Source organism: Paenibacillus marchantiophytorum, from assembly GCF_014640555.1.
Classification (GTDB): domain Bacteria; phylum Bacillota; class Bacilli; order Paenibacillales; family NBRC-103111; genus Paenibacillus_E; species Paenibacillus_E marchantiophytorum.
The window spans coordinates 150,561-175,486 of record NZ_BMHE01000003.1 but is presented as its reverse complement, the minus strand read 5'-3'; the positions used below and the strand labels follow the sequence as shown (position 1 = coordinate 175,486).

The window sequence follows — 24,926 nt, the reverse complement described above, 5'->3', positions numbered from 1 at the left end:
CCTAGGCCTACTCCCGCACTGCCGAGCTTAGCTCCAACTGAGTCCCTAGGCCTGCCCCTGCGCTGCCGAACCGTCGCCGTTTCGGCCCCCGCCCACCGAGCCCTCCGCATCATTAATCTGTCAATCTAATGAACCGCATGATGCTTATAGACGAGAAATTGACTAGTTTGTGCGATCTAATGAATTGTATTGGTGTTATCGACTAGTTTTCAGGCGGAATGGTGATCATTTGCTTGAAATAAGGCATTGGGAATTCATTAGATTTTTCAAATGACCCATTTTGATTAAATAAGGGTTATTGAGTTCGTCAGGGGGCATGCCTCACAGTTCAATGACTGTTTGGAAAGCCACTATTTCAGTTATCGTTGTCACATCATAAATAATTAAGCTGGAATTAAGATACTGTTTTTTCTTGCGTAAGATTGGGCATGTATACTTAAGGGACTACAAGGGAGTGTGAGAGATGAATAAATGGCTTAGAAGATTATGGAAGACTGTTGTTGTCGGGTTGGCAGCTATTCTTGTTCTACTGGGATCAGGTGCGATATATGAGCAGGTGAGCGTCCGAAAGGATCTCAAATCATATACCCCTAGCGGAAAATTGTACAAAGTGGATGGGAAAAACATGCATTTATATTCCGGCGGTCAAGGGGATGTTACGGTAGTATTCGCATCTGGTTGGGGTACAGCCAATCCGTATGTTGATTTCTCTCCTTTATATGAGAAGCTTATGCCACATGTTAAATTCGCCGTCTATGATCGGTTCGGATATGGGTACAGTGATACGACGGACAAGAAGCGCGACATCGATACGATCACGAACGAAATACACGAAGTACTGCAGCTATCCGGCCAGAAGCCGCCATATCTATTCGTGGGGCATTCTCTAGGTTCCCTTGAAACGCTGCGGTTTGCGCAGAAATACCCGGGCGAAGTAAAAGGCATCGTGATGCTGGATAGCGGAAGTCCCGAATATTATTACAACGACACGGATCCAGTAAGCGACGGCTTTATGAAAAAGCTGCTCATAAAAACAGGCGTGATTCGGTTGCTTTTTCAATCTGACAGTGTTGTCGCTAGCTCGCGTTCAATTCGTAACGACTTGAAGTTCGTGCCAGAGGAACTGAAAGGGATTGACCTGACAGCCTCATTGCTGAAGCTTGAAAATGCCAATATAGCGGACGAGCTGCAGCAATTCAAGGTTAATGCGAAGGTCGTATTGGATAACAAAAAGCCATTCCCATTCCCACTTACCATACTGACATCGGATTACTTAGGGGTTACCAATGACGTTTGGAACAAATACGAGGCGGAATTTACTTCCTGGTCCTTGCAAGGGAAGCAGCTAGTGGTCAAGGATACGGAACATTATATCCATCAATACCGCCCTGATCTCGTAGCAGATGAAATATTGGCCTTGGCCAAAAAATAGACCATTGGCGTCAACGAAATGTGATTGGACCGGCCATACAGCCAGAATAAAATCCTGCCCACAAACGATTGAATTCTCGTTTGTGGGCAGGGTTTTTACTTTGAATAATAGAAAGTATAAGTTTTTTCGGTGGATTTAAGGGATTCTCCCTTTTTAGTTTTTTGGTACATGTAGAGTATGAAACAGGACATCCTACACCGAATTTTTCTTTGATGAGAATCGGCACTGCTCGCATGTGAAGGGTGCCACGATCTTAAGGTGGTGCCTTTTTGGTGCAAAGGAGTGTTTCTGCACGACGTGTTCATGCTGAGAAACGGAAGAGTGGAGCCGTGTCTTGTCTGAGGACGTATGTCAAGTCAACCATCGACGAAGGTCTAAGAGACATGTTTTTGGGTTGGGGTGAGTGAAGCTGGCCCAGAATTTAAATGTTGGAGATTGACGCCAGTCTCCAGGCTTGGGTTGTAGGCGGCCCCATCACGATGGAGGGGTTCGATGCGGTGCGATGTGTTGAGAAGAAAAGAGAAGAGTTGTAATAAGATGCGATGATACGAGACGAGATGCGGTGCGATGAGAACAAGGTAGCTGTGAACGTACTTGTTTGTTCCAATTGCTGCTGGTTTGGAGGTATAAACAAGCTATTTGGCAGAATGAGATCCTCTAGCTTTGAAATCGCGCGGAGATAAGGGAACGTCAAGCCGCGATTGTAGGAAAATGTGTCATGATAAGGATCCAGAGGGAACTACAGTCCGCTATAATTCCGAAAACCGCCATATTCCACGCCAGAGGGAACTACGATCCGCTATTGCACCATTTCCCGGTTGGAATCAGCAGGTTCCGCTTAAATAGCGGATCTCAGTTCCTTTTCATGCTACTTTTACCCCAGTTCCCGCCATTTAGCGGATCATAGTTCCTTTTCACACGACGCTCTCTGTCATTGCAAAGCCCAAGGGAAATAGGATCCGCTATATTGGTGAAAACCGTTATGAAGATGCTCATCCCTCAGGGCGGCAAAGCCGCTTTACTTTTTCAAAAAAATGTTGTAATTCAGCAACGCTGGCAGGAAAGTGTAGTTGAGGAGAAGATCCTTGATCTCGTTCATAACAGAGCTTCGCAAATGAATGGCCGCGGCCCAACCCCAACCCTGTTCCCGAATTCCACTGGAAAAACTCCAGTGTTATCGTGTTTTGGAGGTGGAAATGCAACTTTGACTGGAGTTTCTCCAGTGAAAAGCTAAAAACGGCCATCCTAGTGGCTGAAATCCGAATTCCACTGGAAAAACTCCAGTGTTATCGTGTTTTGGAGGTGGAAATGCAACTTTGACTGGAGTTTCTCCAGTGAAAAGCAAAAAACAGCCATCCTAGTGGCTGAAATCCGAATTCCACTGGAAAAACTCCAGTGTTATCGTGTTCAGGAGACGAATAAGCTAATTTGACTGGAGTAAATCCAGTCAAAAGCATAAACCCGCCCACCTAGAGGCCAATATATTTCGTTAGCAAAGCAAGTATGGTTGCAAGGGTCAAGAAGTGGAAAAAATTTCTTTAGACGATTGACAATGTAAAACAGGTGACGTATACTCGCTACTAATAGTAAAATTTACTATTAACGAAATTCCAAGGAGGTATCCCATGGCACATCTTTTAATGATAGAGAGCTGGGTAGGAGCAAGCGGTATTCTGTTGCCGGCTTTGCTCAAGTCGCAAGGGCATACGTACACGTTTGTAACTCGAAAGCTGGAGCATTATCAGCATGCACATAGCCCAGAAAAGCATCCAGTGATCAGAAATGCCGATTCAGTTTATGTAACAGAAACGAATGATATCCCTCATCTAATTGCATTTTTGCGCCCCATGTCATTCGATGGTGTCATTACTGTTTGTGATTACTACATTGAGGTGGTGAGGGAGGTAGCAGACGCTTTGAATCTCCCATGTCCGTTCCCTAAAGCAGTGAAAACCGTCCGTCATAAACATCTTATGCGCCGCGCACTTGATAGAGCGGGTCTTGCCAACCCTAAGTATCGTCTTGCGCATCATCTCGCAGAGGTCGAAGAAGCTGCTCAAGACATCGGCTTTCCGCTAGTTATCAAACCGGTAGATCTGGCATCCAGCGCATTTGTTAGGCTCATTCAGAATGCAGATGAGCTAAAGGACGCTTATCAGGCATTGGAGGACTTCCCGCTTAATTTTCGAGACCAGGCAAGGGACTGTACCTATCTTCTCGAAGAATTCATGACAGGGGAAGAAGTGAGTGTAGAGAGCGTCACCTATCAGGGTGAAACAACCATAATCGGCATTACAGACAAATCCGTAACCGGCTCCCCCTATTTTATTGAGAATGGGCACATGTTTCCTGCAAAGTTAAGCGAAGAAACGCGAATGGTAGTGACCCAGTTTGTTCTAGACGCGCTGAAAGCCGTAGATTTTAATCATGGGATTGCCCATACAGAAGTGAAAATTACCGCAGATGGGCCGCGTATCGTCGAGATCAATCCAAGGACGGCAGGGAACTATATTGTTGAACTTATACAAAATGTTACGGATATACATTTGCTTCAAGCATTTGTAGATATCTCATTAGGCTCCAAACCGTACATCGCTCCCCAAAATAACGGGATTACAAGCAGCGCTGTGATGTTCCTCGTTCCTCCGCATGGTGGCAAGCTTACTCGCATTCAAGATATTGATTTACTAGCGTCGGATGACCATATTACCCGCTTCAACGTCGAAGACTGTGAGTGCACAACAATTGCCACTCCGATAGATAACGCCTGCTACTTAGGCTATGTCATCACCCATGATAAGGAAGGTTTAAATGCTAGAGCTTATGCAGAAGAAGCGGTTAAGCGTATGATCTTTCATTATGATCTTCATGAGGCATCCGAATGAGACCACCCCTGACAGATTCACCGCATACAATTGCGGAATTGCTAGAAGCCGTACTGGAAGGCAAGCTTGGACCAAAACCAGAAACGTTAACAGTTACGGGATCATCTTACATTTATCAAACGACGCAGTTTCCAGCCTCCATTACCAAGTATCACAATTACTATTTACTAGTTAGAGTGGAAGCGGCTTTCGGCGCTTGTTCACATACTTCGGAGCAAGTGGAAATGGAAGCGGCAGCGCAGCTTTCTGGAATGCCGTTGCATATTGCGCTGCAGGATAAGAGGTTGCCAGTGCAGATCGCGGCTTTGGATGCTTACCTAGGCAGTGTCTACCCGCATGAAGCGTTAAGCGACAGGATAACGCGAATCCCCGCTGGAACGCCTATTCAGAAAGCGAAGCTGCGTGATGCCCTTATTGCGGATATGGCGAATATTCAACCCTCGCAGAAAGTGGCGCTCATCGGCGTGGTCAATCCACTAATTGAAGCGATTCGAGCACATGGCGGGATTTGTTTGCCTTGTGATTTGCAGCTCGCGGAAACCCAGTGGGGAGATATTGTGGAGAAGGACATGGATAACGTGCTGAATGATGCGGATAGTGTGATCTGCACAGGTATGACGCTAAGCAATGGAACGTTTGATCATATTTTGGAAAGAGTCCGGGCAAGGCAAATTCCTTTAACCGTATATGCACAAACAGGAAGTGCTGTTATTGCTCAATTTATCAATCAGGGCGTCACAGCGCTAGTTGCTGAGCCGTTCCCATTCACCCAGTTCAGTGCAGGCGAATCACTTCTCTACGGCTACACAAGTGAAAAGGAAGGAAGATGACGCGAATGAACCTCAAGTTGGATACAGATAATTTCTTGCATACGAACCCATCGCTTTACTTGGCATTCAGTGGCGAACATGATCTAAGCATGGCGCATTTCATACATAAGCTTTTGAGCGAATATAAGGTAGGCAAAAAAGTGCTGGATATCGGCTGCGGACCTGGTCGTGAAGTAGCTTATCTGAATCGTATGGGATACGAGGCTGTCGGGCTTGACAACTCGGAAGAGATGCTCTTCTGGGCAAAAGAACATTATCCCGAATTGTCATTCGTATACGGTGATCAAGCTAATTTCTCGCTTCACCAGCAGTTTGATGCGCTCTTTTGTGTGGGAAGCACCTTTCTATACAACTTCTCCAATGATGCTGTTCTCTCAAGCTTGCAGTGTTTCCGCAGGCATCTTCATACAGATGGGCTGCTGTACCTTGATATGCGAAACGCCGCTTTTTTTCTGACGAAAGAAGGGCAGCGTTGGCTTACAGATGAACTGGTTGAACAGAGGCAGGTGAAAGAAAAGGTTGTTTCTCTGCAAACACGATTCAGCATAGACTTGGCAAACCAAATACTGGAGCGTGATTATTGCTGGACAGTTGATGGCTTTAAGCCGATTGTAGAGCATCTCAAACATCGTCTCTTATTTCCGCAAGAATTGGTGCAGTATCTCGCTTCTTCTGGTTTCCGCCTCGTGCAGCTCTTTGATAAACCAGCGCCTCATATTAACAATTACGACCTGCAAGGCCCGCTTACTTATAGCAATGAAATGGTAGGCAGACGAATGCAAATCATTGCGCAAGCGATATAAAATTTTGCATTTCTTAGGCAACGAATCATAAGGAGGCTCACATGAAGAAAGTTTTTCTTTCAATATCGTTATTATTCGTAATTATTACAGTAATGGGATGCGGCAGTAACAACGATAACAGCACTAGCAAGAGCAGCATTACGGCATCACCAAGTGCTCAGTCAGCCAAAGCAGAAGTTAAAGACTTGGTTATTGTCGGTCAGGAGATCGCAGCCAGCTTGGACCCTGTGCAACCATTGACTTCCAGCTATTTGAGAAACATTGGCGCAGCAGAGGCTTTATTTAAAGTGAATTCATCCGGGAAAGTTGAACCGTCTCTGGCCGAGAATTCCCAAGAAGTGGACGCTCTGACTTGGGAAATTAAATTAAGATCCAATGCCCATTTCTGGAGTGGGAAAGCTATCGATGCTGCTGCTGTAATCGCCTCTTTGGAGCGTTCCAAGGCCAAGGACCTACAAGCACTGCCATTTCTGGCTGATCTAACGCTCACGAGACTTGATGACTACACCATACAAGTGAAAACGACCAGTCCGCATGTGCCGGTGCCTTTGAACCTTTCCTACTACCAAACGGTTATTCATAACACGGAAGCGAAGCAAGCCGCTGTAGATTCCATGGATTTATCAGGGATGTATAAAATCGTTGAGTTCATCCCTAAGCAGAAAATGGTGGCAGTGCTGAATGAAAACTATTGGGGGAAGAAGCCAACGATCAAAAGAGTGATATATGAAGAAATCACGGATGGCCAAACTAGAGTGCTTTCTGTATTAAGCGGGAAAAGCCAACTGGCATTGAATATACCAGTAACCAGCTTGGCACAATTCAAAGACAATAAAGACGTAAGAATTTCCACTGCTCCGGCAGCCAATACGCAAACCATCTATTTAAATGTAAGCAAACCGCAATTGGCGGATATCCGAGTAAGGCAAGCACTTTCCTGGTCGTTAGATCGCAAGGAGCTGGTTGTTCTTGGTGCAGAAGGGCAGAGTATTCCAGTATCCACATGGCTAAGCTCCAACCCAGAATTTGCAGAAGCAAGAAACGCTGTTTACCCCAAATCTGATTCCGCTAAAGCCAACCAATTACTGGATGAAGCGGGATGGTTGAAAGGTGCTGATGGCATAAGAATGAAGGACGGCAACCCCTTATCGATTCGCTTGATGACGTGGGGCGGCGATAAAGCGCTTGGGGAAGCCTTGCAGAACCAATGGACCAAGCTTGGTGTGAAAGCAGACGTACAGCACGGTGACTACAGTCTAATCCAGGCTGCTCGTGACAAAGGCGATTGGGATGCTTCTATTGAAGCATGGAGCACCTTTGGCAATACGCACACTCTGCTAAGCGGGCAGTTTTCACCCAAAGGCAAAGGAAACTATGGCGGTTACAACGATGCTCAAACGAATGCCTTGCTCGATCAATTGAAAGCCGCTGGAGATGCGGCTGCACGTCACGAGATCGCTCTGCAAATGAATGAACGAGTCGCTCAGCAAGCTCCGATTATTGCTTTATTCCCGCGTCCACAACTGACAGCCGTAAGCACAAATCTCGCAGGATTCGAAGAACATTTCATGCAATTCGAGAATGCCGTGAATGCCAACCTTTCCTTCGGTTCTGGCATCGGTAAATAAGGGACTTTATGAGCAAAGCATTGTTCGCAAAGGGATTACAAGGCTTCATTACGCTATTTTGTGCAACGCTGCTTATATTCATTTTGACTCATTTGGCTCCAGGAGACCCTGTGAGTTTGCTGTTGAACCAACCGGCGCAAGTCGCGGGCAGCCACACGGAGGCGTATGAGCAGAAAGCGGCGGAGCTGCGCGCGGAGTGGGGTCTCGATCAGAACATCCTTGTTCAGTATGCGACATGGATGGGGCATCTAGCCCGGTTGGATTTGGGTACGTCCATGCATACGGGGAGAGATGTTGGCATGGAAATAGCAGGAAGACTCCCGGCAACTATGCTGCTTTCCCTATCAGCTTTGTTTATACAAGTCGGCCTGGGGCTGTTGTTTGGCATCGTTTCAGCCCTTCATGCAGGCAGGTCCTTGGATACCATTATTCGCTTTATTTGTGTGGCGCTCGCCTCGCTCCCGGCATTTGTCATCGGCTTGATGTTATTATCCCTCTTTGCCGTGACGTGGCACATGTACGAAATAAGCAGCGACGCCAGCCTGAGCAGGTTAAGTCTACCAGCCATTACCTTAGGCCTAATTGGCGCGCCACAATTGATTCGCTTAGTGAGAGCAAACATGCTATCCGAGTTTGGTCAGAGTTATGTCCTTTCAGCCCTTTCAAGAGGATTGTCAAGAAAGTTGGTCGTCGGGCATGCCTTAAGAAATGCTTATCTGCCTATCGTAACGATGGTTGCTTTATCACTTACAACACTTATAAGCGGAGCAGTCGTCATTGAAAGCATCTTTTCATGGCCTGGCATTGGCAAATATGCGCTTGATAGTATCCTTGTCAAAGACTATCCAGTCATTCAAGGCTATGCATTTGTCATGGTTACGATCGTGGTACTTATCCATGTACTTGTTGATGTGGTCTATCTCCTCATAGATCCTCGAATCTCATACAAAGGAGGGGCAGATGCCAAAGCGAAAGCGTAAATTCAAATTTCCGATCAGCTTCGTTGCAGGCTGCGTATTACTTGGTTTAATCGGCATTCTTGTTATAGGAGCTCCCTTGTTTACGCCATATGACCCCTTGGAGCAGCATGTCTTGGAACGGCTGGAGAAACCAGCTATGGCTCACCCTTTAGGCACAGACCGATTTGGCAGAGATGTTCTTTCACGAACACTTCACGGTGGGCAAACGACGCTGGTATCAACCATCCTCGCGCTTGGAGCAGCACTTCTTATTGGACTGCTCGTGGGATTAGTTGCCGGCATGTTCCACGGAACGATCATCGATATCCTATTGATGCGGCTGATTGATGTGCTGCTGGCTTTTCCCTTCATGGTGCTTGTAATGGTCATCGCGGCGCTGTTCGGCACAAGCTATATTCACTTGCTAATTGCTGTCGTATCTGTATGGTGGGTATCTTTTGCCCGATTAACGCGCAGTGTTGTTCTGTATGCCAAGAGTGAAACTGCTTTTGCTGCAGCCCAAGTACTCGGGGCCAAGAACGAGGTCATCATCCTGCGAGAATTATTCCCAAAAGCTTTAAGTCCAGTGCTGATTTTGGCGACTTTTGAGTTAGGGAGCTTGATTCTTGCCATCTCAGCCCTTTCATTCTTAGGGCTAGGCGCACAACCGCCGACGCCTGAATGGGGCAGCATGTTAGCAGATGGACGTGATCACTTTCTGCAAGCGCCCTATATTTTACTAGGACCAACACTTTTTATCATTCTTACTGTTTTAGCTTTCAATTTAATTGGCGAGGGACTGCGAGACCGGCTTGATCCATATGAAATAACCAGGCTATAGGAGAATCGTACATGGCAATCAAACAGCGCGAGGCCATCCTGCAAGTAAAGAATCTACATGTGGCTTATAAGCAAAGTTCTCAAGAAGTGAACATCCTGAATCAGCTTTCTTTCGAGCTTAGAGAAGGGGAAATCCTGTCGCTGTTGGGCGAAAGCGGTTCGGGGAAGTCAACGATTGCCAAGGCGCTCACGGGACTGCTTCCTGCTTCTGCCCATATCCAAAGCGGGATGCTGCATATTGGCACTCAAGTTGTTGCCGAACTTGCCAGCACAACAGTGAATTGGAAAGCTATCAGGGGAAGACAGATCGCTATGCTTTTTCAGGATGCTCGGCAAGCCCTTAATCCGGTTCTTAAGATCAGAGACCATTTCAAAGAAACACTGCTTTTCCACCGCGCGGCCGCATCTGATCAAGTCATACCGATTACAATTCAATTGCTGAGGAAGCTTCATTTTGAGGATGAATTAAGGATACTGGATTGTTACCCGTTTCAGCTCAGCGGCGGCATGTGTCAACGTATTTGTCTTGCACTGGCGTTGTGCCTCAAACCATTAGTGCTAATAGCCGATGAGCCAACGTCATCTTTGGATATCGTGAGTCAGAAAGAAGTGCTCGATTTGCTCAAAAGTATGCAGGAAGAATTCGGCTTATCCGTTCTCCTTATTACACATGATATAGCCGTAGCTAACGCAGTGAGTGATAGAGTCCTTGTTTTACATAAAGGTGTCATTGAAGAAGAAGGGGATGCCCGAAGTGTTTTCACCAACCCGCAGACTGCCTATATGCGCCATTTGCTCAATTCTCGCTATCACATAGCAAGTCCTTCCCAAGTACTCGGGATGCGGGATGAGCATGAACTGATTCTCGAAATTAGCCAACTGGAGAAGAGGTATGATCAGAAGCCTGTTCTGCATGATGTCAATTTGCAGCTTCACAAGGGCGACATCGTAGGGATTCTAGGAGAGAGTGGATGCGGTAAATCAACTTTGGCTAGATGTCTAACCGGTTTGGAACCTCTGAGTCGAGGGAGTATCCTTTATCGCGGCAGAGAGATTAGCCGCCTGAAAGGCAAGGAAAAGCGTGAGATGTGCCAGCATATTCAAATGGTATTTCAAGATGCCAGAGCAAGTCTCAATCCTGGACGTACGGCTTGGCAATTGGTGCAAGAACCACTGAGATACTTGCATATTGGTCAGAAAAAAGAATGGAAAACGATGGCCAAATTGGTTTTGGAAGAGGTAGGGATCTGTGGAGATGCACGGAATAGGAGACCTCCTCAATTAAGTTCAGGTCAATGTCAACGTGTTGCCATTGCAAGAGCGCTGGTGCTTGGCCCGGACATCCTGATTTGTGATGAGGCGGTATCATCACTGGATATGAGCGTACGAGCACAAATATTAGAATTGCTGCAGCGTATGCAACAACAACTTGGTTTCTCGATCATCATGATTTCACACGATATTCGTGTGCTTGAGTCTTTTTGTCATCATATTGCGGTGATGAATCAGGGGAAGTTTTGTGAGACGAGACCGGCAGATCAACTCCGCGCAAGTACGCATGCTTATACCCAGTTGCTGCTCAACTGTGCTGGCGATTTGGAAGATGGCTTTTATGCAAAAGGAGGGAACAGGACATATGATTTGCAGTATTCTTGAGACCATTGGCAACACGCCGCTGCTAACGATAGCAGGTAGCAATAAGGCGAATGAAGGCCAAGTTTTGTTCAAATACGAACGATATAATCCTGGAGGAAGCATCAAAGATCGCGCAGCCATGTATATCATTAACGAAGCCGAACGAAGAGGTTTACTCAAGCCTGGAGGCACGATTATTGAATCTTCAAGCGGCAATTTCGGTATTTCCCTGGCGATGATTGGTGCGGCCAAAGGCTACCGTGTCATCATCCTGGTAGATCCCAAAACGACCAAGTCTAATCTTGCGCTCCTAAAATGCTTTGGGGCAGAGGTCATTGTCGTCACGGAACAAGATGATACGGGCAGTTATCATAAAACAAGAATTTCACTTGCCAATAAACTGGCCAAAGAAATTGATAAGGCCTACAGGCCTGATCAGTGCTTTAATCTTCTTAACAGTGAAGCCCATTACAAGAGCACAGCTCGTGAAATTATGGATGACTGCTCCAATCAGATCACTGCTTTCATAACAGCGGTTAGCACAGGAGGGCAATTAGGCGGCATTTCCAAGTATCTCAAGACATTCGCTCCTCATGTGCAAATCATTGGCGTGGATGCTGTTGGTTCTTCCATATTTGGAGGCGACACCCATTCCTATCGAATACCAGGTGTAGGCCTCGGTTGGACGCCTATGAATTTGAACATGGACAACATCGATTGCACGTATAAAATTACAGATGAACAAGCCTTCCTGACAGCCCGCGCTTTTGCTCGCAATGAAGGCATATTGATGGGACCTTCCAGCGGGGCTTGTGCGTTAGTTGCCCTCAAAGTTGCCCAGGAGCTTACACCCCAAGATCGTGTTGTCTGCATGATTGCAGATGGAGGGGAGCGTTACATCCATACGTTATTCAATGACGAATGGATAGAGCAGCAAGGGTTCGCAGCCAAAGTTAAGATGGAAACAATACGTGCGATGGCACAAGAACTTCAGCCTTGGAGTCAAAGCCCTGCCGCTAGCGCAAATTATAGGCTGGACTTAACTCAAAGCCTGGATGTTCCAGAATCTACCCTGCACATGAACTCAGAGTTGTTAAGGCGAGACTGTGATACGCATGATAGCTGCATTTATATTGATTAAATCTACCCTAGCTGTTGGAGGAGTTTGGCATTGAGTACTCAACTGGCCACTTCGTGGCCGTATCTGCGCCTTTATGCGCTCGCCTTCCTCTTTTTCAGTGCAAATGCGATCTTGAATGTGATTGTTCCGATAAGGAGTGAATCCATGGGCGCGAGCAACACGATGATTGGAATCATCATGGGCACGTATATGCTGACGTGCATGCTATTTCGCCCGTGGGCAGGTCATTTTGTACACAAGTATGGACCAGCTAAGGTGCTGCGTGTGCTATTGATTATCAATGGAGGCGCGCTCATTTTATATACGGTGACCGGACTTGATGGCTTTATTGTGGCACGATTTCTGCAAGGCGCCTCTACTGCTTTTTTTTCCATGGCGCTGCAAATAGCTATTATAGAATCCCTCTCGGACGAGCAGCGATCTCAGGGAGTTTCCTTATATTCTCTCTTTACTTATATGCCTACCATCGTGGGACCTTTGATTGCTTTAGGGATTTGGGGATGGGGAGGCATGCAGGCATTCACCGCTACAATGATTGCTATTGCGGTCATTACAGGTTTATTTGGATACCGTACACGCATCGATCATGTTTCCAGTGGGAGGGAGGAAGAGAAGACAGGTCAAGGCGTGCTGAAAGCAGTTAGCCAATTAGTTCGGCAGCCGGATTTGCTCATTTGCAGTGTTTTGATGCTCGCGGCTTCGGTCGTTTTCGGATCGGTTGCTTTTTTTATTCCACTTTATGTGAGCCAAGTTGAATACGGCAATGCTGGTATTTACTTCATGTTGCAGGCGGGGGTCATCGTTCTGTCACGCTTTATGTTTCGCAAGCGCGTACCTTCCGACGGGAAGTGGCATGCCCGTTTCGTCAGCGGAATTATGCTGCTGGCTGCTGTCGCTGCACTGTTGTTATCGATATCGGCGACCGCTGGACCGCTGTTTCTCTATTCGGCTGCTATCCTTATGGGCATCGCGCAAGCCATGCTATACCCAACGTTAACGACCTATTTGACGTTCGTGCTGCCAACTTCCTCGCGAAACGTCATGCTCGGTATATTCATTGCTTCGGCGGATCTCGGAATATCGCTCGGAGGTGTTGCGATGGGACCCATTGCGGACTTGATGTCCTTTTCTGCTGTGTATGTGCTCTGCTCCTGCTTAGTGTTAATTACTGCCAGTCTGGCAGTTGTTTATAAAAAGAGATTGAATCGTTATGTATAATTGTAAAAGTTGAGAAGTAAGAAAGAAAGTTCTCAAATTGGAAAAGATTAGTTCAACATTAACAGCGGCAGTCTACGACTTTTTTAAGTCCTAGACCGCCGCTGTTTCATTTTTGGGTTTAGTTGTCGTTCCTTCCTGATTTTTCGGAAAAGGTTCACACAATTGTAAGTATTATTTGGAAATTCATTAAACATTTGTTCTATATTATAGTGATTGAACTTATAAGCGTGGACTTTCACGCTATTCCGATTCTCCGATAAGGCTTGTCGTATAGCTTATAACTATCATATAATAGTATATAAATATGTAATCGATAGGGTAATAATTGAACCAGAAAAGGTGTGTAACTAGGTCGCGCCATGGCTTGCTGTAGCGCCTACATCCTTTCTGCAAATTTTAGGATATAAGGATGGTAAAGATGAGCAACAGAGAAACGAAAACAGACGTAATCTTAATTGGTGCCGGAATCATGAGTGCGACTTTAGGGACACTTCTGAAAGAACTAAAACCGGAATGGAAAATTACAGTGTTTGAGAAGCTCGAGAATGCAGGTGAGGAAAGCTCAAATGAGTGGAATAATGCAGGAACAGGGCATGCAGCACTTTGTGAGCTTAACTACACTGACGAAAAATCAGACGGATCTATAGATATTAGCAAAGCGATCAAAATTAATGAACAGTTTCAGCTTTCCATGCAGTTTTGGTCTTATTTAGTAAATAGCAAGCTGATACGGAATCCGCAGGACTTTATCATACCATTGCCTCATATGAGTTTGGTACAAGGGGAACAGAATGTAACGTTTTTGAAGAAGCGTTTTGAAGCAATGTCAACGAATCCTTTGTTTCAAGGGATGGAATTTTCCGATGACCCTGCAAAACTGATGGAATGGATTCCACTTATTATACAAGATCGACCTACGAATGAACCTATAGCAGCAACGAAAATTGACTCGGGTACGGATGTGAACTTTGGTGCTTTAACGCGCATTTTGTTTGATCACCTCAAGAGTAAAAAAGTCGATATTAAATACAAGCATAGCGTAGATAATATCAAACGTGCGGAAGACGGCTCATGGGAATTGAAAGTAAGAAACAACAGCGATAAAGTTGAACGCCACACGGCTAAGTTCGTTTTCATCGGAGGCGGGGGAGGAAGCCTGCATTTACTGCAGAAATCCGGTATTCCTGAAGGGAAACATATTGGCGGCTTCCCGGTAAGCGGCATTTTCATGGTGTGTAATAATCCGGATGTTGTAGCGCAGCATCATGCCAAAGTATACGGTAAAGCCAAGGTCGGAGCTCCTCCAATGTCTGTTCCGCATCTTGACACCAGATTTATCGATAATAAGAAATCATTGTTGTTTGGACCGTTTGCCGGCTTCTCGCCAAAGTTTTTAAAAACAGGTTCCATGTTTGATTTGGTAACTTCCGTAAAACCGGACAATCTTGTTACGATGTTGTCGGCAGGTGCCAAAAACATGTCACTAACCAAATACTTGATCGAGCAAGTTATGTTATCGAAAGAAAAGCGCATGGATGAATTGCGCGAGTTTATCCCGACCGCCAAAAGCGAGGATTGGGATTTAGAAGTAGCAGGCCAACGTGTACAAGTTATCAAAGATACAGAAGCAGGCGGCAAAGGTACGCTTCAATTTGGAACGGAAGTTATTAGCGCAGCGGATGGCTCGATTGCAGCATTGCTAGGTGCTTCTCCAGGTGCTTCCACGGCTGTTCACGTTATGCTTGAGGTCATTACCAAATGCTTCCCAGAGCATATCAAAGAATGGGAATCGAAAATTAAAGAAATGATTCCTTCTTATGGCGTGTCACTCTTGGAAAATCCAGAGCTTCTGCAGGAAATTCATACTTCAACAGCAGAGACCCTTGGTCTAAACGGAAACTTACCGTTACAATTAGCACGTCGAACCGTATCATAAAAACCTTCGGAGTCTGCCTCGCGGCAGAGCTCCTTTTTTTTTATTGGAAGGGTCGATGCGCTGAGAATAAGGCAGCTAGAAGTGCTTACTTGTTTGAATGGCTGCTAGCTGGGGCAGTCCAGAGAGGGGCTGTCCAATACGTCGATGAACCTGGGGGCACGCACCCCGCGTACCCCGCGCATCCCTACAGAATCCCCTTGGCCGGCTACCGAACTTTCCCCATGCCCCCTAACGAACCCTCTCCCCACGCTTCCTAACGAAGCCTCCCCCCCATGCTCCCTAACGAACCCAATACCCGTTATTTAACAAAAATGGGGCATTTGAAAAATCTAACGAATTCCAGATGCGTTATGTCATGTAAAATGACCACAATTCCGCCTAAAAACTGCTCGTAACGCCTATTCAGTTCATTAGATCTCAGAAGTAGCCAATTTTTCGTCAATAAGCATCATTCAGTTCGTTAGATGTCAGATTGATTGTGCAGGGGTTCGGGAGCGTTGCGCGGGATGCTAGTGCTCGGAGGGCAGTGCACTGCTGTCCAATAAGTCGATGAACCAGAGGGCCCGCCCGCTGCTGGGGGCACGCACCCTGCGTACCCCGCGCATCCCTACAGAATCCCCTTGGCCGGCAATCGAACTCTCCCCATGCCCCCTAACGAACCCTCTCCCCACGCTCCCTAACGAACCCAATACCCGTTATTTAACAAAAATGGGGCATTTGAAAAATCTAACGAATTCCAGATGCGTTATGTCATGTAAAATGACCACAATTCCGCCTAAAAACTGCTCGTAACGCCAACTCAGTTCATTAGATCTCAAAAGTAGCCAATTTTTCGTCAATAAGCATCGTACAGTTCGTTAGAATGTCAGTTTGATGTGCAGGGGTTTGGGAGCGTTGCGCGGGGATGCTAGTGCTCGGAGGGCAGTGCCCTGCTGTCCAATGAGGGAGCTAGGAGCAGAGGCTAGTCTGGCTAATCTGGCTAATCTGGTTAATCTAGTTAGTCTAGTTAATCAATCAAAGCCGGAATAATATGCTCCTTAATGAGAGTCCACCTATCACGAGGATTAAGAATGAACTCCGATGCAATAGCTACAACCAAGTCCTTGTCTGGTAAGCAACAAATAACATGACCACCGTCACCTAAAGCGAGGTATGCCAGAAGCCCGTCCTCTTCGCGTAACCACCATAAATAACCGTAGTTATTGGGGTTCATAGCTGTTGATTTATCAATCCACGAACTAGAAATAATTTCCTTGTTGTCCCAAATCCCTTGGTTCACATACAGCAAGCCAAAACGAGCCATTTCACGGGGGGTTAGCGTAAGTCCCCACCCGCCAGTGGAGTTACCAGCTGGGTCATTCACCCATCCTTTCACCTTTTTCCCGAATAAGTCCTCAAACTCGAATGATTTCATTTCATAATGCGGAATTTCTTTGATGCCGATGGGTTTAAATAATCGTTCATTGGCAAACTCCCTAGCACTTTTACCTGAACTGCGGGTAATAATAGATGAGAGCAAGTGTGCACCAGCAGTGGAATACTTGAAATCCCCGATAGTACCATTTTCCCCCAGCATATCCAGCGTATACGTCACCCAATCCGGTTGCATACACATCTTATCCAGGGGTTCATGCCAGTTCACGAATGGATAGGGGACTGTCATCGTGAGAAGATGGCGTATCGTGATTTCACGTTTCGTGCCATTCGAAATCTTGGGTACATATTCAGGGAAAAAATCCAGCACCTTCTGGTCTAGATGTTTAATAAATCCTGCATCTATGGCAATGCCAATGAGTGCTGATAAAATACTTTTCGTTACAGATGCCACGTGATGCGTATCATCCAGGCCATACCCATTATAATAATTCTCATAAGCAATATATCCATTTCGCACAATAACAACAGCGTTTATATTGCTATACTCGGATTTTATCAAAGGTTCAAGCTCGGAAAGTTTATCAGAGTTCATTCTCAGGGATTCCGTAGCTAAGGTTTGCCATTCTTTCGTCGGCCAGTAGTTTCTTTGCATGACATATGCCTCCTGAACTTATTTTTTCTTCACTGGAAAATATACCTCGGTTATTATTTCCTCGGGGTCGGTGGCATGATTTGGGTCAGTCACATAGATTTCATAAGGAGAATTGACCAATTCATATCCTTCCACTTCAACCCATTCACGGAGCTTAGCATATACCGATGTCAATTGTGAGTACGATCCTTTCAAAACAGACATCGCACAAAGGCCCCCGGATAAATCTCTCGTTCCTTTTACGGTTTCCTTGATGGAAATAGCAAACTCAGTATCATTACCAGCTGGATTGTATTCAGCCCTGTGATAAATCGTCATTGGCGTGCCAAGCAAAGTGAGTTTCTCTCTAGCAATAATTTCATATAGCCTGCTAAAATACTTGCCATATCCGGCAGCATGGTCATCACTAGTCAACATCTGACGCATACAAAGAATATTCAATGGCTGGGTTTCAACAAGTTTCACTTCTAATTCGTCAATGTAAGATAAAACAGATAATCCTTTCTCCATAGCCAAAATATCAGCGCTCATTTGGTTTAGGGTATATTCAAAAGCATTTAGCTTTGACTGAATTTCCCTTCTTTTGCTGTGAAGAGCCGAGTAAAGATGATCTTCGGATTGATTCTTATCCAATTCGAGAATAGCTTTGATTTCATCCAAAGAGAAATGATAGGATTTCAAGCGGTTGATGAAGAGCATCTTTTTAAGCTGCTTGATGGAATAGTACCTGTACCCGTTCTCAGGATTAATTTGATCAGGAGTAATTAAGCCAATTTCATCATAGTAGCGAAGCGTTTTGGTTGATACTTCGCATATCTTTGAGAATTCCCCTATCGATAGCATGCGGTTATCTCCTTTCTTCAGGACTTGGTTCAGTTCCAGTATCCACCTTACCCTAAGGGCAAAGTCAACTGCCAAGTCGTAAGGTTTCCATAAAAAACACAGAAAACCTTTAAGTTTCACCATGGTGTGCAGGGTTCCACAACGGTATGATGTAATTCTATAAATTTGAATCATACGGAGGCAATAATGGAAATCGTTAGAACATGGTTGGAACATCCAACTCTCGTCATGGAACTCGGTCAACCAGCCCATCTCCAGCTTGGTGACGTATTTCCGAGTGTACGTATTCAATCATACACAGAGTTGACGATATGCGCATCCGTACATACGGAGGCAGGAGAGGACATCCATACTCCGTACCAAATGTTTCAACCGGGAGATGAGCAAACAATCACTTTTTCAGGAGTCGTTAAGAGGTTTGGTACGCACAGTATACAGCTAACACTCTCTCGTCCTGGTTATCCGAATTTGCACGATGCCTTTTACTATTATGTAGAAGATCCATTGCTAGATAGAATCGATCAATTGAACCTGGAGAAGGGGATGCTATATCGCGCATTCAGGAAGCCATTGATATGTGTTTCTCGATTGCAAGTCCAGCATGGACTATAACACAAGTGAACCGCATCATCGCTGTCGGTAGGCGGATTGTACGACAACGTGAAGGCGCCCATCGCTATTCAAGACCGCATTTGGCTTGGCAGTGGACACGGTTGGGCTGGAGCCAACTATGTCACATGGAACACGGAGGGAGATTTAACACTACAGCCGCCGCCGACTGCGCAGAATTATGCGGTTGGTCACGTTGGTGAAAGGATGAAAGGGCGGGCACCGAATGAACATTGGAGGACCGACTCAACAGGTAAACGAAAATGTGGAGGATCTAATGCTTATAATGAGATAAATAGTCAACCGTTGATGAACCGGTAACCACTTAGGGGGGCATTTTTTTCCTATTTGTTTGCCGGATCACATGTTGATGAAGGGGGAATGAATTGCAAGAATTTTGTGAAAATAACAATTGACAAGTACTATATCTGATACGTTATAATACGTGTATAAGGTTAGTTAGTTTTTCTAACTAACTAAATGGTTAAAATTACTACATCAGCTGACTAAGAGGGCAAATGACATGAAACAGATGAAAATGATCAGTAAAAATGACATGAAAGAAACGAACCGCATGAGTATTTTGCGCACAGTCAGAAGGGGAATTTGCTCGCGAGCAGAAATTTCTACGGAGCTTGGTTTAAGTAAGCCTGCTGTATCCGCGCTGGTTGATGAATTGATCAAAGAGGGTTTGATTTACGAAACAGGTCGAGGTGATTCTACAGAGGCTGGGGGAAAAAGGCCGATATTGCTTGATTTAAATGCGGATGCTGCCTACATTGTGGCGGTATCTTTCAACAATGAGCGCTATGAAGTTGCTTTATGCAATCTGGTTGGTAAAGCTTTGTTTTATGTCAAAAAGAAGATCGAGATCTATGAAGATTATAAACAAACGCTAAACATGATTGTGGACGACATTCACCAGATTATTGAGGAGTCACGAGTACAAGGAAATAAGCAGCCTGTTATCGGAGTTGGCATGGCTGTTCGCGGTTTGGTTGAAACAAGATCTGGCATCTTTCTCCATTCTTCGGCATTACCTTGGAGGAGCGCACCGATCGGAGATTATATGAAGGAACGTTTAAACATCCCAATTGTTATTGAAAATGATGCTCGAGCAGGGACTTATGTGGAACTTCTGAATAGCAACGGCGAATATAAGGAAACGCTTGTCTGCGTGAGTGTTGGATTGGGAATAGGCACTGGGGTGGTCATTCACAACGAAGTTTACAGGGGGGCTTTTGACGCCGCAGTTAATATTGCGCATGCCACGATCAACCATGACGGACCACTATGCCGCTGCGGTAATTATGGGTGTTGGGATGCTCTCGCTTCGATTACGGCTCTAGGTGAAGAATTATCACGAAGGGATGGGAAGTACAACGCGCTCGATTTCGAGTCGATCCAAAGCTTGTATCATGAAGGTGATCAGGTAGTCGTAGATGTACTGCTGAATTATACTGGCTATTGGTTAGGCGTTGGGATTGCCAATATACTGAATATTTTCAATCCAGAAGAACTGATCATTCAAGGTGATATTACGAAAGTCGGGCAGGAGTTGGAGCGTAAAATCATCGAAGTTGTTCAAAAAAGAGCACCGTCCGCTGTCTCCAAAAACGTCAAAATCAGATTCTCCAAAGATTCAGAAAAACTTCAAGTTAGGGGAGCAGCCGCCGTTATCAGCAATCATTTTTTCTCTGATACCTTGCACCGCATCTTTTGGAACTAACCCAATATACCATGGAGGGAGGGATGGGTTGATGCAATTGGAGAATAGAAAGCCTGCAATTTTATTTCTCCTGCTGTCTGTAATGGGAATCGTCACTAATATTTTTGCATTGACAAGCAACATAGATCCTGCAGCGAAATTTAGCATCATCGGCGTAACGATTGTATTCATCTTCTTATGGTCATTGTTTTTTTTCGGAGATAAGTTTATACGTTACACACTCACGATCCCGTCCTTCATTATTCTTTTCTGTGTAACGTCAATACCGGCCATATTCCTCCTGTATCTCAGTGTTTTTGATGTATCGTTGTTGAATTTCAAGGGAGATTGGTCGTTCGTCGGGCTGACGAATTATATCTACTTTTTTACCAAAGACAAGCTGTTCTATGCGGCTGTAATCCGGACCGTTGAATATATGGTTATTGTGCTAATGCTGCAAATCGTGATCGGGATGTGTCTGGCGCTGCTGCTGCAGCGGGAATTCCGAGGTCGCTCATTGGTATCGACGATTCTTGTTATTCCGGTTATGACATGTCCAATCGTGATTGCGATGCTATGGAAATATATGTACAGCAGCTATAACGGATTTATCAATTTAGTGCTGAATAAACTAGGTTTCGCCGAGGTGCCATGGCTGACCAATCAACCATTACCCTTCATAGATTCTATCCCGGTCATCGGAGATTTTCTGATTAAGCATCTGAATGCCAATATCGGATTTGTATCGGCGATTATCGTGAATATTTGGCAGTGGACGCCGTTTGTATACTTGATGTTTCTAGCAGGTCTAAGCTCCTTGCCAAGAGAGCCGTTTGAAGCTGCCAAAGTTGACGGAGCCAGCAGTTGGCGTACATTCTGGCATCTAACGTTTCCAATGCTTCGCCCAGTGATTGGGGTTGTCATCTTGATCCGAATCATCGATTTAATGAAAGTATACGATCAGATCTGGGCATTATTCGGTGATTCGGTAGCGATGCGAACGCTTAACATTCATATATTCTCCGTTGGTTTGACGGGTCAGGATTACAGCAAAGGTGCAGCATTATCGATCATCGTACTTCTTTTCATCATTGCAGTTAGTTTCGTGTTTTCCGGGATTGGAAAATGGGTTTCTACAAGGGGGCATAGCCAATGAACCTTTCGATAAAAGTAGCTGCCGCAAAAATAGCGCTCGCCTGTGTTATTGCTCTTATTCTATTCATTTGGGCTGTGCCTATTCTCTGGATGCTGTTAAGCAGTTTCAAACCCACTCAGGTCATCATTGAGCCTAAACTTGTCCTATGGTTTAAACCTACTTTGGATAATTATAAATTTATTTTTGAATCGCAAAATTTTCTCCAGTATTTAGTGAATAGCTTGATCGTCGCTATATGCGCTACCTTCATATGTACCACTGCAGGAACACTCGCTGCCTATAGTATTGCCCGATGGCGAACCGGAGGCAACGCTTTTGCGAACTGGATCATTATTACGAAAATGGCGCCTCCCGCGATCCTCATTATCCCCTTTTTCCTTATGTTCAAAAGCATTGGCTTAATTAACACCGTATGGGCGCTTGTCATTGCCAACATTACGTTCAATATTCCTTTTGTTATCTGGACGATGCGCGGTTTCTTCGATGAACTGCCAGCCGAAATGGAAGAATCAGCACTCATTGACGGATGTTCAAGGCTTGAAGCATTTTGGCGCATTTCCCTTCCAGTTGCCCGTTCCGGGCTCGTGACCACCTGCATTTTCTGCTTCTTATTTGTCTGGAATGAATACCTGTTTGGATTAACGTTGGCGCTTTCTGAGAAAAGCAAAACACTGCCTGTGGCAACAGGCGACTTCATTACAGGTTATTCGATTAATTGGGGACCGGTTTTCGGCTCGGGCAGTTTAATTCTATTACCTGCTTTTATTATGGTTTTGTTCTTGCAGCGCTATATTGTGCAAGGCCTAACCGTAGGTGCAGTTAAATAGATCAAACAAAAATGAGCAATGGAGGGGTAAGTCATGATGAATTGGAAAGGGAACAAAGGGATGGCTGTACTATTAGGAACATCGCTGGCCGTTGTAAGTGCTTGTTCAGCAGACAGCGGTAAGCAGCCCGATCAGGGAAGTACACCAAGTGGTGGAGTGGCGACACAAACCGTACAAAAAACACGAGAAATTACTGTCTTTACACGTACAGGTCCTGACACAAGCGACTATGTTAAAGAGCAGGCGAAGGAGTTTACAAAGCTAACGGGTGTTAAAGTAAACTTCACCGAACAAGGCGCGAGCAACTACTTTACTAACTTGACGAATCAATTGGTCGGCGGAACCGATGCGTTCGACTTAGCGACTACCAATAACACGTATGTCGCCCCGCTGGCTGAAGCTGGAGCAATTGAGCCATTCGACGAGTACATCAAAAAGTTTGACCCGAATTACGACTGGAAGGACATGGCTTTCCAGTATAAGTACAAAGACAAGATTGTTGCGATACCGTACAACTTGAGCATTCATTTGTTTTATTACCGTTCAGATCTGATTCCGACACCGCCTCAAACATGGGATGACTTTGTGGCGGAGTCAAGAAAATGGACGAAATCCAAAAACCCGAATTCGCCGACGCCATATGGCGCTTCGTGGACCGCTTTATCCGGCTCGGAACAGCCTAAAGTGTTTTATTCGATGATGTGGTCTTACGGCGGAGAGATTTCCAAAGATAACAAAGCTGGCGTTGGATCTCCAGGAGCGATCAAGGCAGGCGAACTTTGGCAATCGATGATGAAAGAAGGAGTGATTCCTAAAGATACGCCGAACTGGGGGTTTACGAATGTATTTGATGCTTTGAAAACAGGTACGATTGCAATGGCAGCCCCAATGTGGAGCGCTGCGTATACGGAGCTAAAGAAAAGTGATAGTCCGTTCAAGGACAAAATTAAAATTGCTGTCGTTCCAGGCGTGAAGCAGGCTGATGGGAAGATATTGAGGACGCCATTGTTCCATTCATGGTCGCTGATTATGAATAAAAAAGCGAAGAACAAGGAAGACGCGGCCCAATTTGTTGAGTTCATGACAAGTAAGGATGGGGCCATGCGCGAAGCCAAGCTCGGAGGACTGCCGATTCGTTACTCGGTTCTAAATGATCCTACGCTGCAGCCGAGAGAGTTTTACGACACTGTGATGGAATCGTTAAAGGTGGGCAGGGATGAGCCGCTAGTGCCTTATTATCTGAAGCAGCATGAGCTTATGAACACTGCTCTTTCCAGTATAATGACCGGAACCAATACGCCTGATGCGGCGCTTAAGAGTGCTGAGAAGGATTTGCAGACGATTATTGACAACAACAAAAAGTAAAAGTTGTACGTATGAAGGAGTGAGATCATGCGGAATTCTTCCTATCCTACAGATAAGCAGCGCCTACTCGGCTATGTCGGCGATATACGTCAATTAGCAGGATTCCAGCGAATGGAACTGCTTCAGGGAAAGGGCAAGGGCAATGAGATCATCCAAGTTCGCAACGGGTCCGGGCTGCAGTTTCAAATTGCGGTAAGCCGTGGCTTCGATATCGGAATTTGTGAGCTCTATGGCGTCCCGCTGGCCTGGATGTCGCAAAATGGCCCGGTTTCTCCCTATGCCTACGAGAAAGACGATTGGAACCGAAGCTTCGAAGGCGGCTTGTTAGCCACATGCGGATTGACGACGATGGGGAAGCCAAGCATGGAGGAGGGGAAGGCGTTCGGTCCGCATGGACGCCTTTCTTCTACCCCTGCCGAGCTGCTGCAGGCAGAAGGACGCTGGAACAGCAACGGCCAGTATGAGCTGATTTTCCGTGGCATTGTTCGAGAAAGTACAGTGGCCGGTGAGAACATTACACTTGAGCGGACGATCATTACCCGATTCGGCGAAAACCAAATCGTCATGACTGATATCGTGACGAATGAATCGTTCCAGCCTGTTGAGCATCTCATGCTGCACCATTTTAATCTCGGCTTTCCGCTCATTGGAGAGCACTGCTTAATAGACATTCCGAATGGACCCAAAAGGTGGATTAATGGTGAAGGAACTACGGACGAATGGAGCAGGTTTCCTCAACCAAAGGAGAATGGACAGCCAACGGTTATGGTCCATGAGGATGTGTTTGCCGAAAAAGGCGATGACATTCGAATTAACATAAGCAATAACCTGGTTCACAATGGTCAAGAAAGAAAACTTTCCTTCTATCTCACCTATGACAAAACTGCGAGTCCTTATCTAATGCAGTGGAAGCATCCTGGAAAAGGTGTGTATGTATTAGGCATTGAACCAGGCAATGCAACAACGGAAGGACGCGCTGTTCACCGTGAACGGGGAACTCTGCCCATGCTGGCACCTTGGGAGCGAAAGGCTTATACATTTTGCATGGATATGCAGTTGGAATAAATATAGATGAACGGGAG

The 24,926-nt window shown here is 45.6% G+C and carries 21 protein-coding genes; 19 read left to right on the top strand and 2 right to left on the bottom strand.

Going from position 1 to position 24,926, the window contains the following annotated elements; all coding sequences use genetic code 11:
- Positions 1-463 precede the first annotated feature (463 nt).
- The 12 genes from IEY34_RS04710 (at position 464) to IEY34_RS04655 (ending at position 15,307) form a co-directional block, all read left to right on the top strand.
- Positions 464-1,432 carry an alpha/beta hydrolase gene (locus tag IEY34_RS04710; RefSeq protein ID WP_189008305.1) on the top strand — a complete coding sequence of 323 codons (969 nt, stop codon included), beginning with the start codon at positions 464-466 and terminating at the stop codon, positions 1,430-1,432.
- 982 nt (positions 1,433-2,414) lie between these two features.
- Positions 2,415-2,666: a hypothetical protein gene (locus IEY34_RS04705; RefSeq protein WP_189008302.1), complete on the top strand. Its 252-nt coding sequence runs from the start codon at positions 2,415-2,417 to the stop codon at positions 2,664-2,666.
- A gap of 391 nt (positions 2,667-3,057) precedes the next feature.
- On the top strand, positions 3,058-4,317 hold the full coding sequence (locus tag IEY34_RS04700) for an ATP-grasp domain-containing protein (RefSeq protein WP_189008299.1): 1,260 nt from the start codon (positions 3,058-3,060) through the stop codon (positions 4,315-4,317).
- Positions 4,314-5,147, top strand: coding sequence for a Rossmann-like domain-containing protein (locus tag IEY34_RS04695; protein ID WP_189008297.1), 834 nt, complete (start codon positions 4,314-4,316; stop codon positions 5,145-5,147). Before IEY34_RS04700 ends, IEY34_RS04695 begins: the two co-directional genes overlap by 4 nt.
- Before the next feature lie 5 nt (positions 5,148-5,152).
- Complete coding sequence (locus IEY34_RS04690; protein ID WP_189008295.1) at positions 5,153-5,950, top strand: class I SAM-dependent methyltransferase; 798 nt, start codon at positions 5,153-5,155, stop codon at positions 5,948-5,950.
- Between the two features lie 41 nt (positions 5,951-5,991).
- Positions 5,992-7,578 (top strand): ABC transporter substrate-binding protein, encoded by a 1,587-nt coding sequence (locus tag IEY34_RS04685; protein WP_229757472.1) that lies wholly within the window; start codon positions 5,992-5,994, stop codon positions 7,576-7,578.
- An 8-nt stretch (positions 7,579-7,586) separates the two neighbouring features.
- Positions 7,587-8,558, top strand: a complete 972-nt coding sequence (locus IEY34_RS04680; protein WP_189008293.1) for an ABC transporter permease — start codon at positions 7,587-7,589, stop codon at positions 8,556-8,558.
- Positions 8,539-9,378 (top strand): ABC transporter permease, encoded by an 840-nt coding sequence (locus IEY34_RS04675; protein ID WP_189008291.1) that lies wholly within the window; start codon positions 8,539-8,541, stop codon positions 9,376-9,378. Before IEY34_RS04680 ends, IEY34_RS04675 begins: the two co-directional genes overlap by 20 nt.
- Before the next feature lie 11 nt (positions 9,379-9,389).
- A complete protein-coding gene (locus IEY34_RS04670) occupies positions 9,390-11,033 on the top strand; it encodes an ABC transporter ATP-binding protein (protein ID WP_189008289.1) in 1,644 nt (547 codons plus the stop codon).
- Positions 11,014-12,153 (top strand): PLP-dependent cysteine synthase family protein, encoded by a 1,140-nt coding sequence (locus IEY34_RS04665; protein ID WP_189008287.1) that lies wholly within the window; start codon positions 11,014-11,016, stop codon positions 12,151-12,153. The genes IEY34_RS04670 and IEY34_RS04665 overlap by 20 nt, the downstream gene beginning before the upstream one ends.
- A 30-nt stretch (positions 12,154-12,183) precedes the next feature.
- Positions 12,184-13,371 (top strand): staphylopine family metallophore export MFS transporter CntE, encoded by a 1,188-nt coding sequence (gene cntE, locus IEY34_RS04660; RefSeq protein ID WP_373291149.1) that lies wholly within the window; start codon positions 12,184-12,186, stop codon positions 13,369-13,371.
- Positions 13,372-13,789: 418 nt separating this feature from the next.
- Positions 13,790-15,307, top strand: a complete 1,518-nt coding sequence (locus tag IEY34_RS04655; RefSeq protein WP_189008283.1) for a malate:quinone oxidoreductase — start codon at positions 13,790-13,792, stop codon at positions 15,305-15,307.
- A 1,006-nt stretch (positions 15,308-16,313) separates the two neighbouring features.
- Here the strand turns inward: IEY34_RS04655 and IEY34_RS04650 are convergent.
- Positions 16,314-17,336 (bottom strand): serine hydrolase domain-containing protein, encoded by a 1,023-nt coding sequence (locus tag IEY34_RS04650; RefSeq protein WP_189008281.1) that lies wholly within the window; start codon positions 17,334-17,336, stop codon positions 16,314-16,316.
- A gap of 18 nt (positions 17,337-17,354) precedes the next feature.
- A complete protein-coding gene (locus IEY34_RS04645; protein ID WP_189008749.1) occupies positions 17,355-18,179 on the bottom strand; it encodes a MerR family transcriptional regulator in 825 nt (274 codons plus the stop codon).
- A 186-nt stretch (positions 18,180-18,365) separates the two neighbouring features.
- Here IEY34_RS04645 and IEY34_RS04640 point away from each other — a divergent pair, with 186 nt between their 5' ends.
- From IEY34_RS04640 to IEY34_RS04610, 7 genes are all read left to right on the top strand, one after another.
- The gene (locus IEY34_RS04640) at positions 18,366-18,791 is read left to right on the top strand and encodes a hypothetical protein (protein ID WP_189008279.1); all 426 of its coding nucleotides are present in this window, start codon (positions 18,366-18,368) and stop codon (positions 18,789-18,791) included.
- 48 nt (positions 18,792-18,839) lie between these two features.
- Entirely contained in the window at positions 18,840-19,109 is a 270-nt protein-coding gene (locus IEY34_RS36570; protein ID WP_229757471.1) for a hypothetical protein, read from the top strand.
- 202 nt (positions 19,110-19,311) lie between these two features.
- Entirely contained in the window at positions 19,312-20,517 is a 1,206-nt protein-coding gene (locus IEY34_RS04630) for an ROK family transcriptional regulator (RefSeq protein WP_189008277.1), read from the top strand.
- A 31-nt stretch (positions 20,518-20,548) separates the two neighbouring features.
- The gene (locus tag IEY34_RS04625) at positions 20,549-21,652 is read left to right on the top strand and encodes a carbohydrate ABC transporter permease (protein ID WP_189008275.1); all 1,104 of its coding nucleotides are present in this window, start codon (positions 20,549-20,551) and stop codon (positions 21,650-21,652) included.
- Positions 21,649-22,479 carry a carbohydrate ABC transporter permease gene (locus IEY34_RS04620; RefSeq protein ID WP_189008273.1) on the top strand — a complete coding sequence of 277 codons (831 nt, stop codon included), beginning with the start codon at positions 21,649-21,651 and terminating at the stop codon, positions 22,477-22,479. The genes IEY34_RS04625 and IEY34_RS04620 overlap by 4 nt, the downstream gene beginning before the upstream one ends.
- 33 nt (positions 22,480-22,512) lie before the next feature.
- Positions 22,513-23,844: an ABC transporter substrate-binding protein gene (locus tag IEY34_RS04615; RefSeq protein ID WP_189008271.1), complete on the top strand. Its 1,332-nt coding sequence runs from the start codon at positions 22,513-22,515 to the stop codon at positions 23,842-23,844.
- Between the two features lie 27 nt (positions 23,845-23,871).
- Positions 23,872-24,909 carry an aldose 1-epimerase family protein gene (locus IEY34_RS04610; protein ID WP_189008270.1) on the top strand — a complete coding sequence of 346 codons (1,038 nt, stop codon included), beginning with the start codon at positions 23,872-23,874 and terminating at the stop codon, positions 24,907-24,909.
- The last annotated feature ends 17 nt before the right edge of the window (positions 24,910-24,926 follow it).

Coding starts and splice junctions, on each gene's coding strand:
- IEY34_RS04710 (WP_189008305.1), top strand. CDS start 464: ATGAATAAATGGCTTAGAAGATTATGGAAGACTGTTGTTGTCGGGTTG.
- IEY34_RS04705 (WP_189008302.1), top strand. CDS start 2,415: ATGAAGATGCTCATCCCTCAGGGCGGCAAAGCCGCTTTACTTTTTCAA.
- IEY34_RS04700 (WP_189008299.1), top strand. CDS start 3,058: ATGGCACATCTTTTAATGATAGAGAGCTGGGTAGGAGCAAGCGGTATT.
- IEY34_RS04695 (WP_189008297.1), top strand. CDS start 4,314: ATGAGACCACCCCTGACAGATTCACCGCATACAATTGCGGAATTGCTA.
- IEY34_RS04690 (WP_189008295.1), top strand. CDS start 5,153: ATGAACCTCAAGTTGGATACAGATAATTTCTTGCATACGAACCCATCG.
- IEY34_RS04685 (WP_229757472.1), top strand. CDS start 5,992: ATGAAGAAAGTTTTTCTTTCAATATCGTTATTATTCGTAATTATTACA.
- IEY34_RS04680 (WP_189008293.1), top strand. CDS start 7,587: ATGAGCAAAGCATTGTTCGCAAAGGGATTACAAGGCTTCATTACGCTA.
- IEY34_RS04675 (WP_189008291.1), top strand. CDS start 8,539: ATGCCAAAGCGAAAGCGTAAATTCAAATTTCCGATCAGCTTCGTTGCA.
- IEY34_RS04670 (WP_189008289.1), top strand. CDS start 9,390: ATGGCAATCAAACAGCGCGAGGCCATCCTGCAAGTAAAGAATCTACAT.
- IEY34_RS04665 (WP_189008287.1), top strand. CDS start 11,014: ATGATTTGCAGTATTCTTGAGACCATTGGCAACACGCCGCTGCTAACG.
- IEY34_RS04655 (WP_189008283.1), top strand. CDS start 13,790: ATGAGCAACAGAGAAACGAAAACAGACGTAATCTTAATTGGTGCCGGA.
- IEY34_RS04650 (WP_189008281.1), bottom strand. CDS start 17,336: ATGCAAAGAAACTACTGGCCGACGAAAGAATGGCAAACCTTAGCTACG.
- IEY34_RS04645 (WP_189008749.1), bottom strand. CDS start 18,179: ATGCTATCGATAGGGGAATTCTCAAAGATATGCGAAGTATCAACCAAA.
- IEY34_RS04640 (WP_189008279.1), top strand. CDS start 18,366: ATGGAAATCGTTAGAACATGGTTGGAACATCCAACTCTCGTCATGGAA.
- IEY34_RS04630 (WP_189008277.1), top strand. CDS start 19,312: ATGAAACAGATGAAAATGATCAGTAAAAATGACATGAAAGAAACGAAC.
- IEY34_RS04625 (WP_189008275.1), top strand. CDS start 20,549: ATGCAATTGGAGAATAGAAAGCCTGCAATTTTATTTCTCCTGCTGTCT.
- IEY34_RS04620 (WP_189008273.1), top strand. CDS start 21,649: ATGAACCTTTCGATAAAAGTAGCTGCCGCAAAAATAGCGCTCGCCTGT.
- IEY34_RS04615 (WP_189008271.1), top strand. CDS start 22,513: ATGATGAATTGGAAAGGGAACAAAGGGATGGCTGTACTATTAGGAACA.
- IEY34_RS04610 (WP_189008270.1), top strand. CDS start 23,872: ATGCGGAATTCTTCCTATCCTACAGATAAGCAGCGCCTACTCGGCTAT.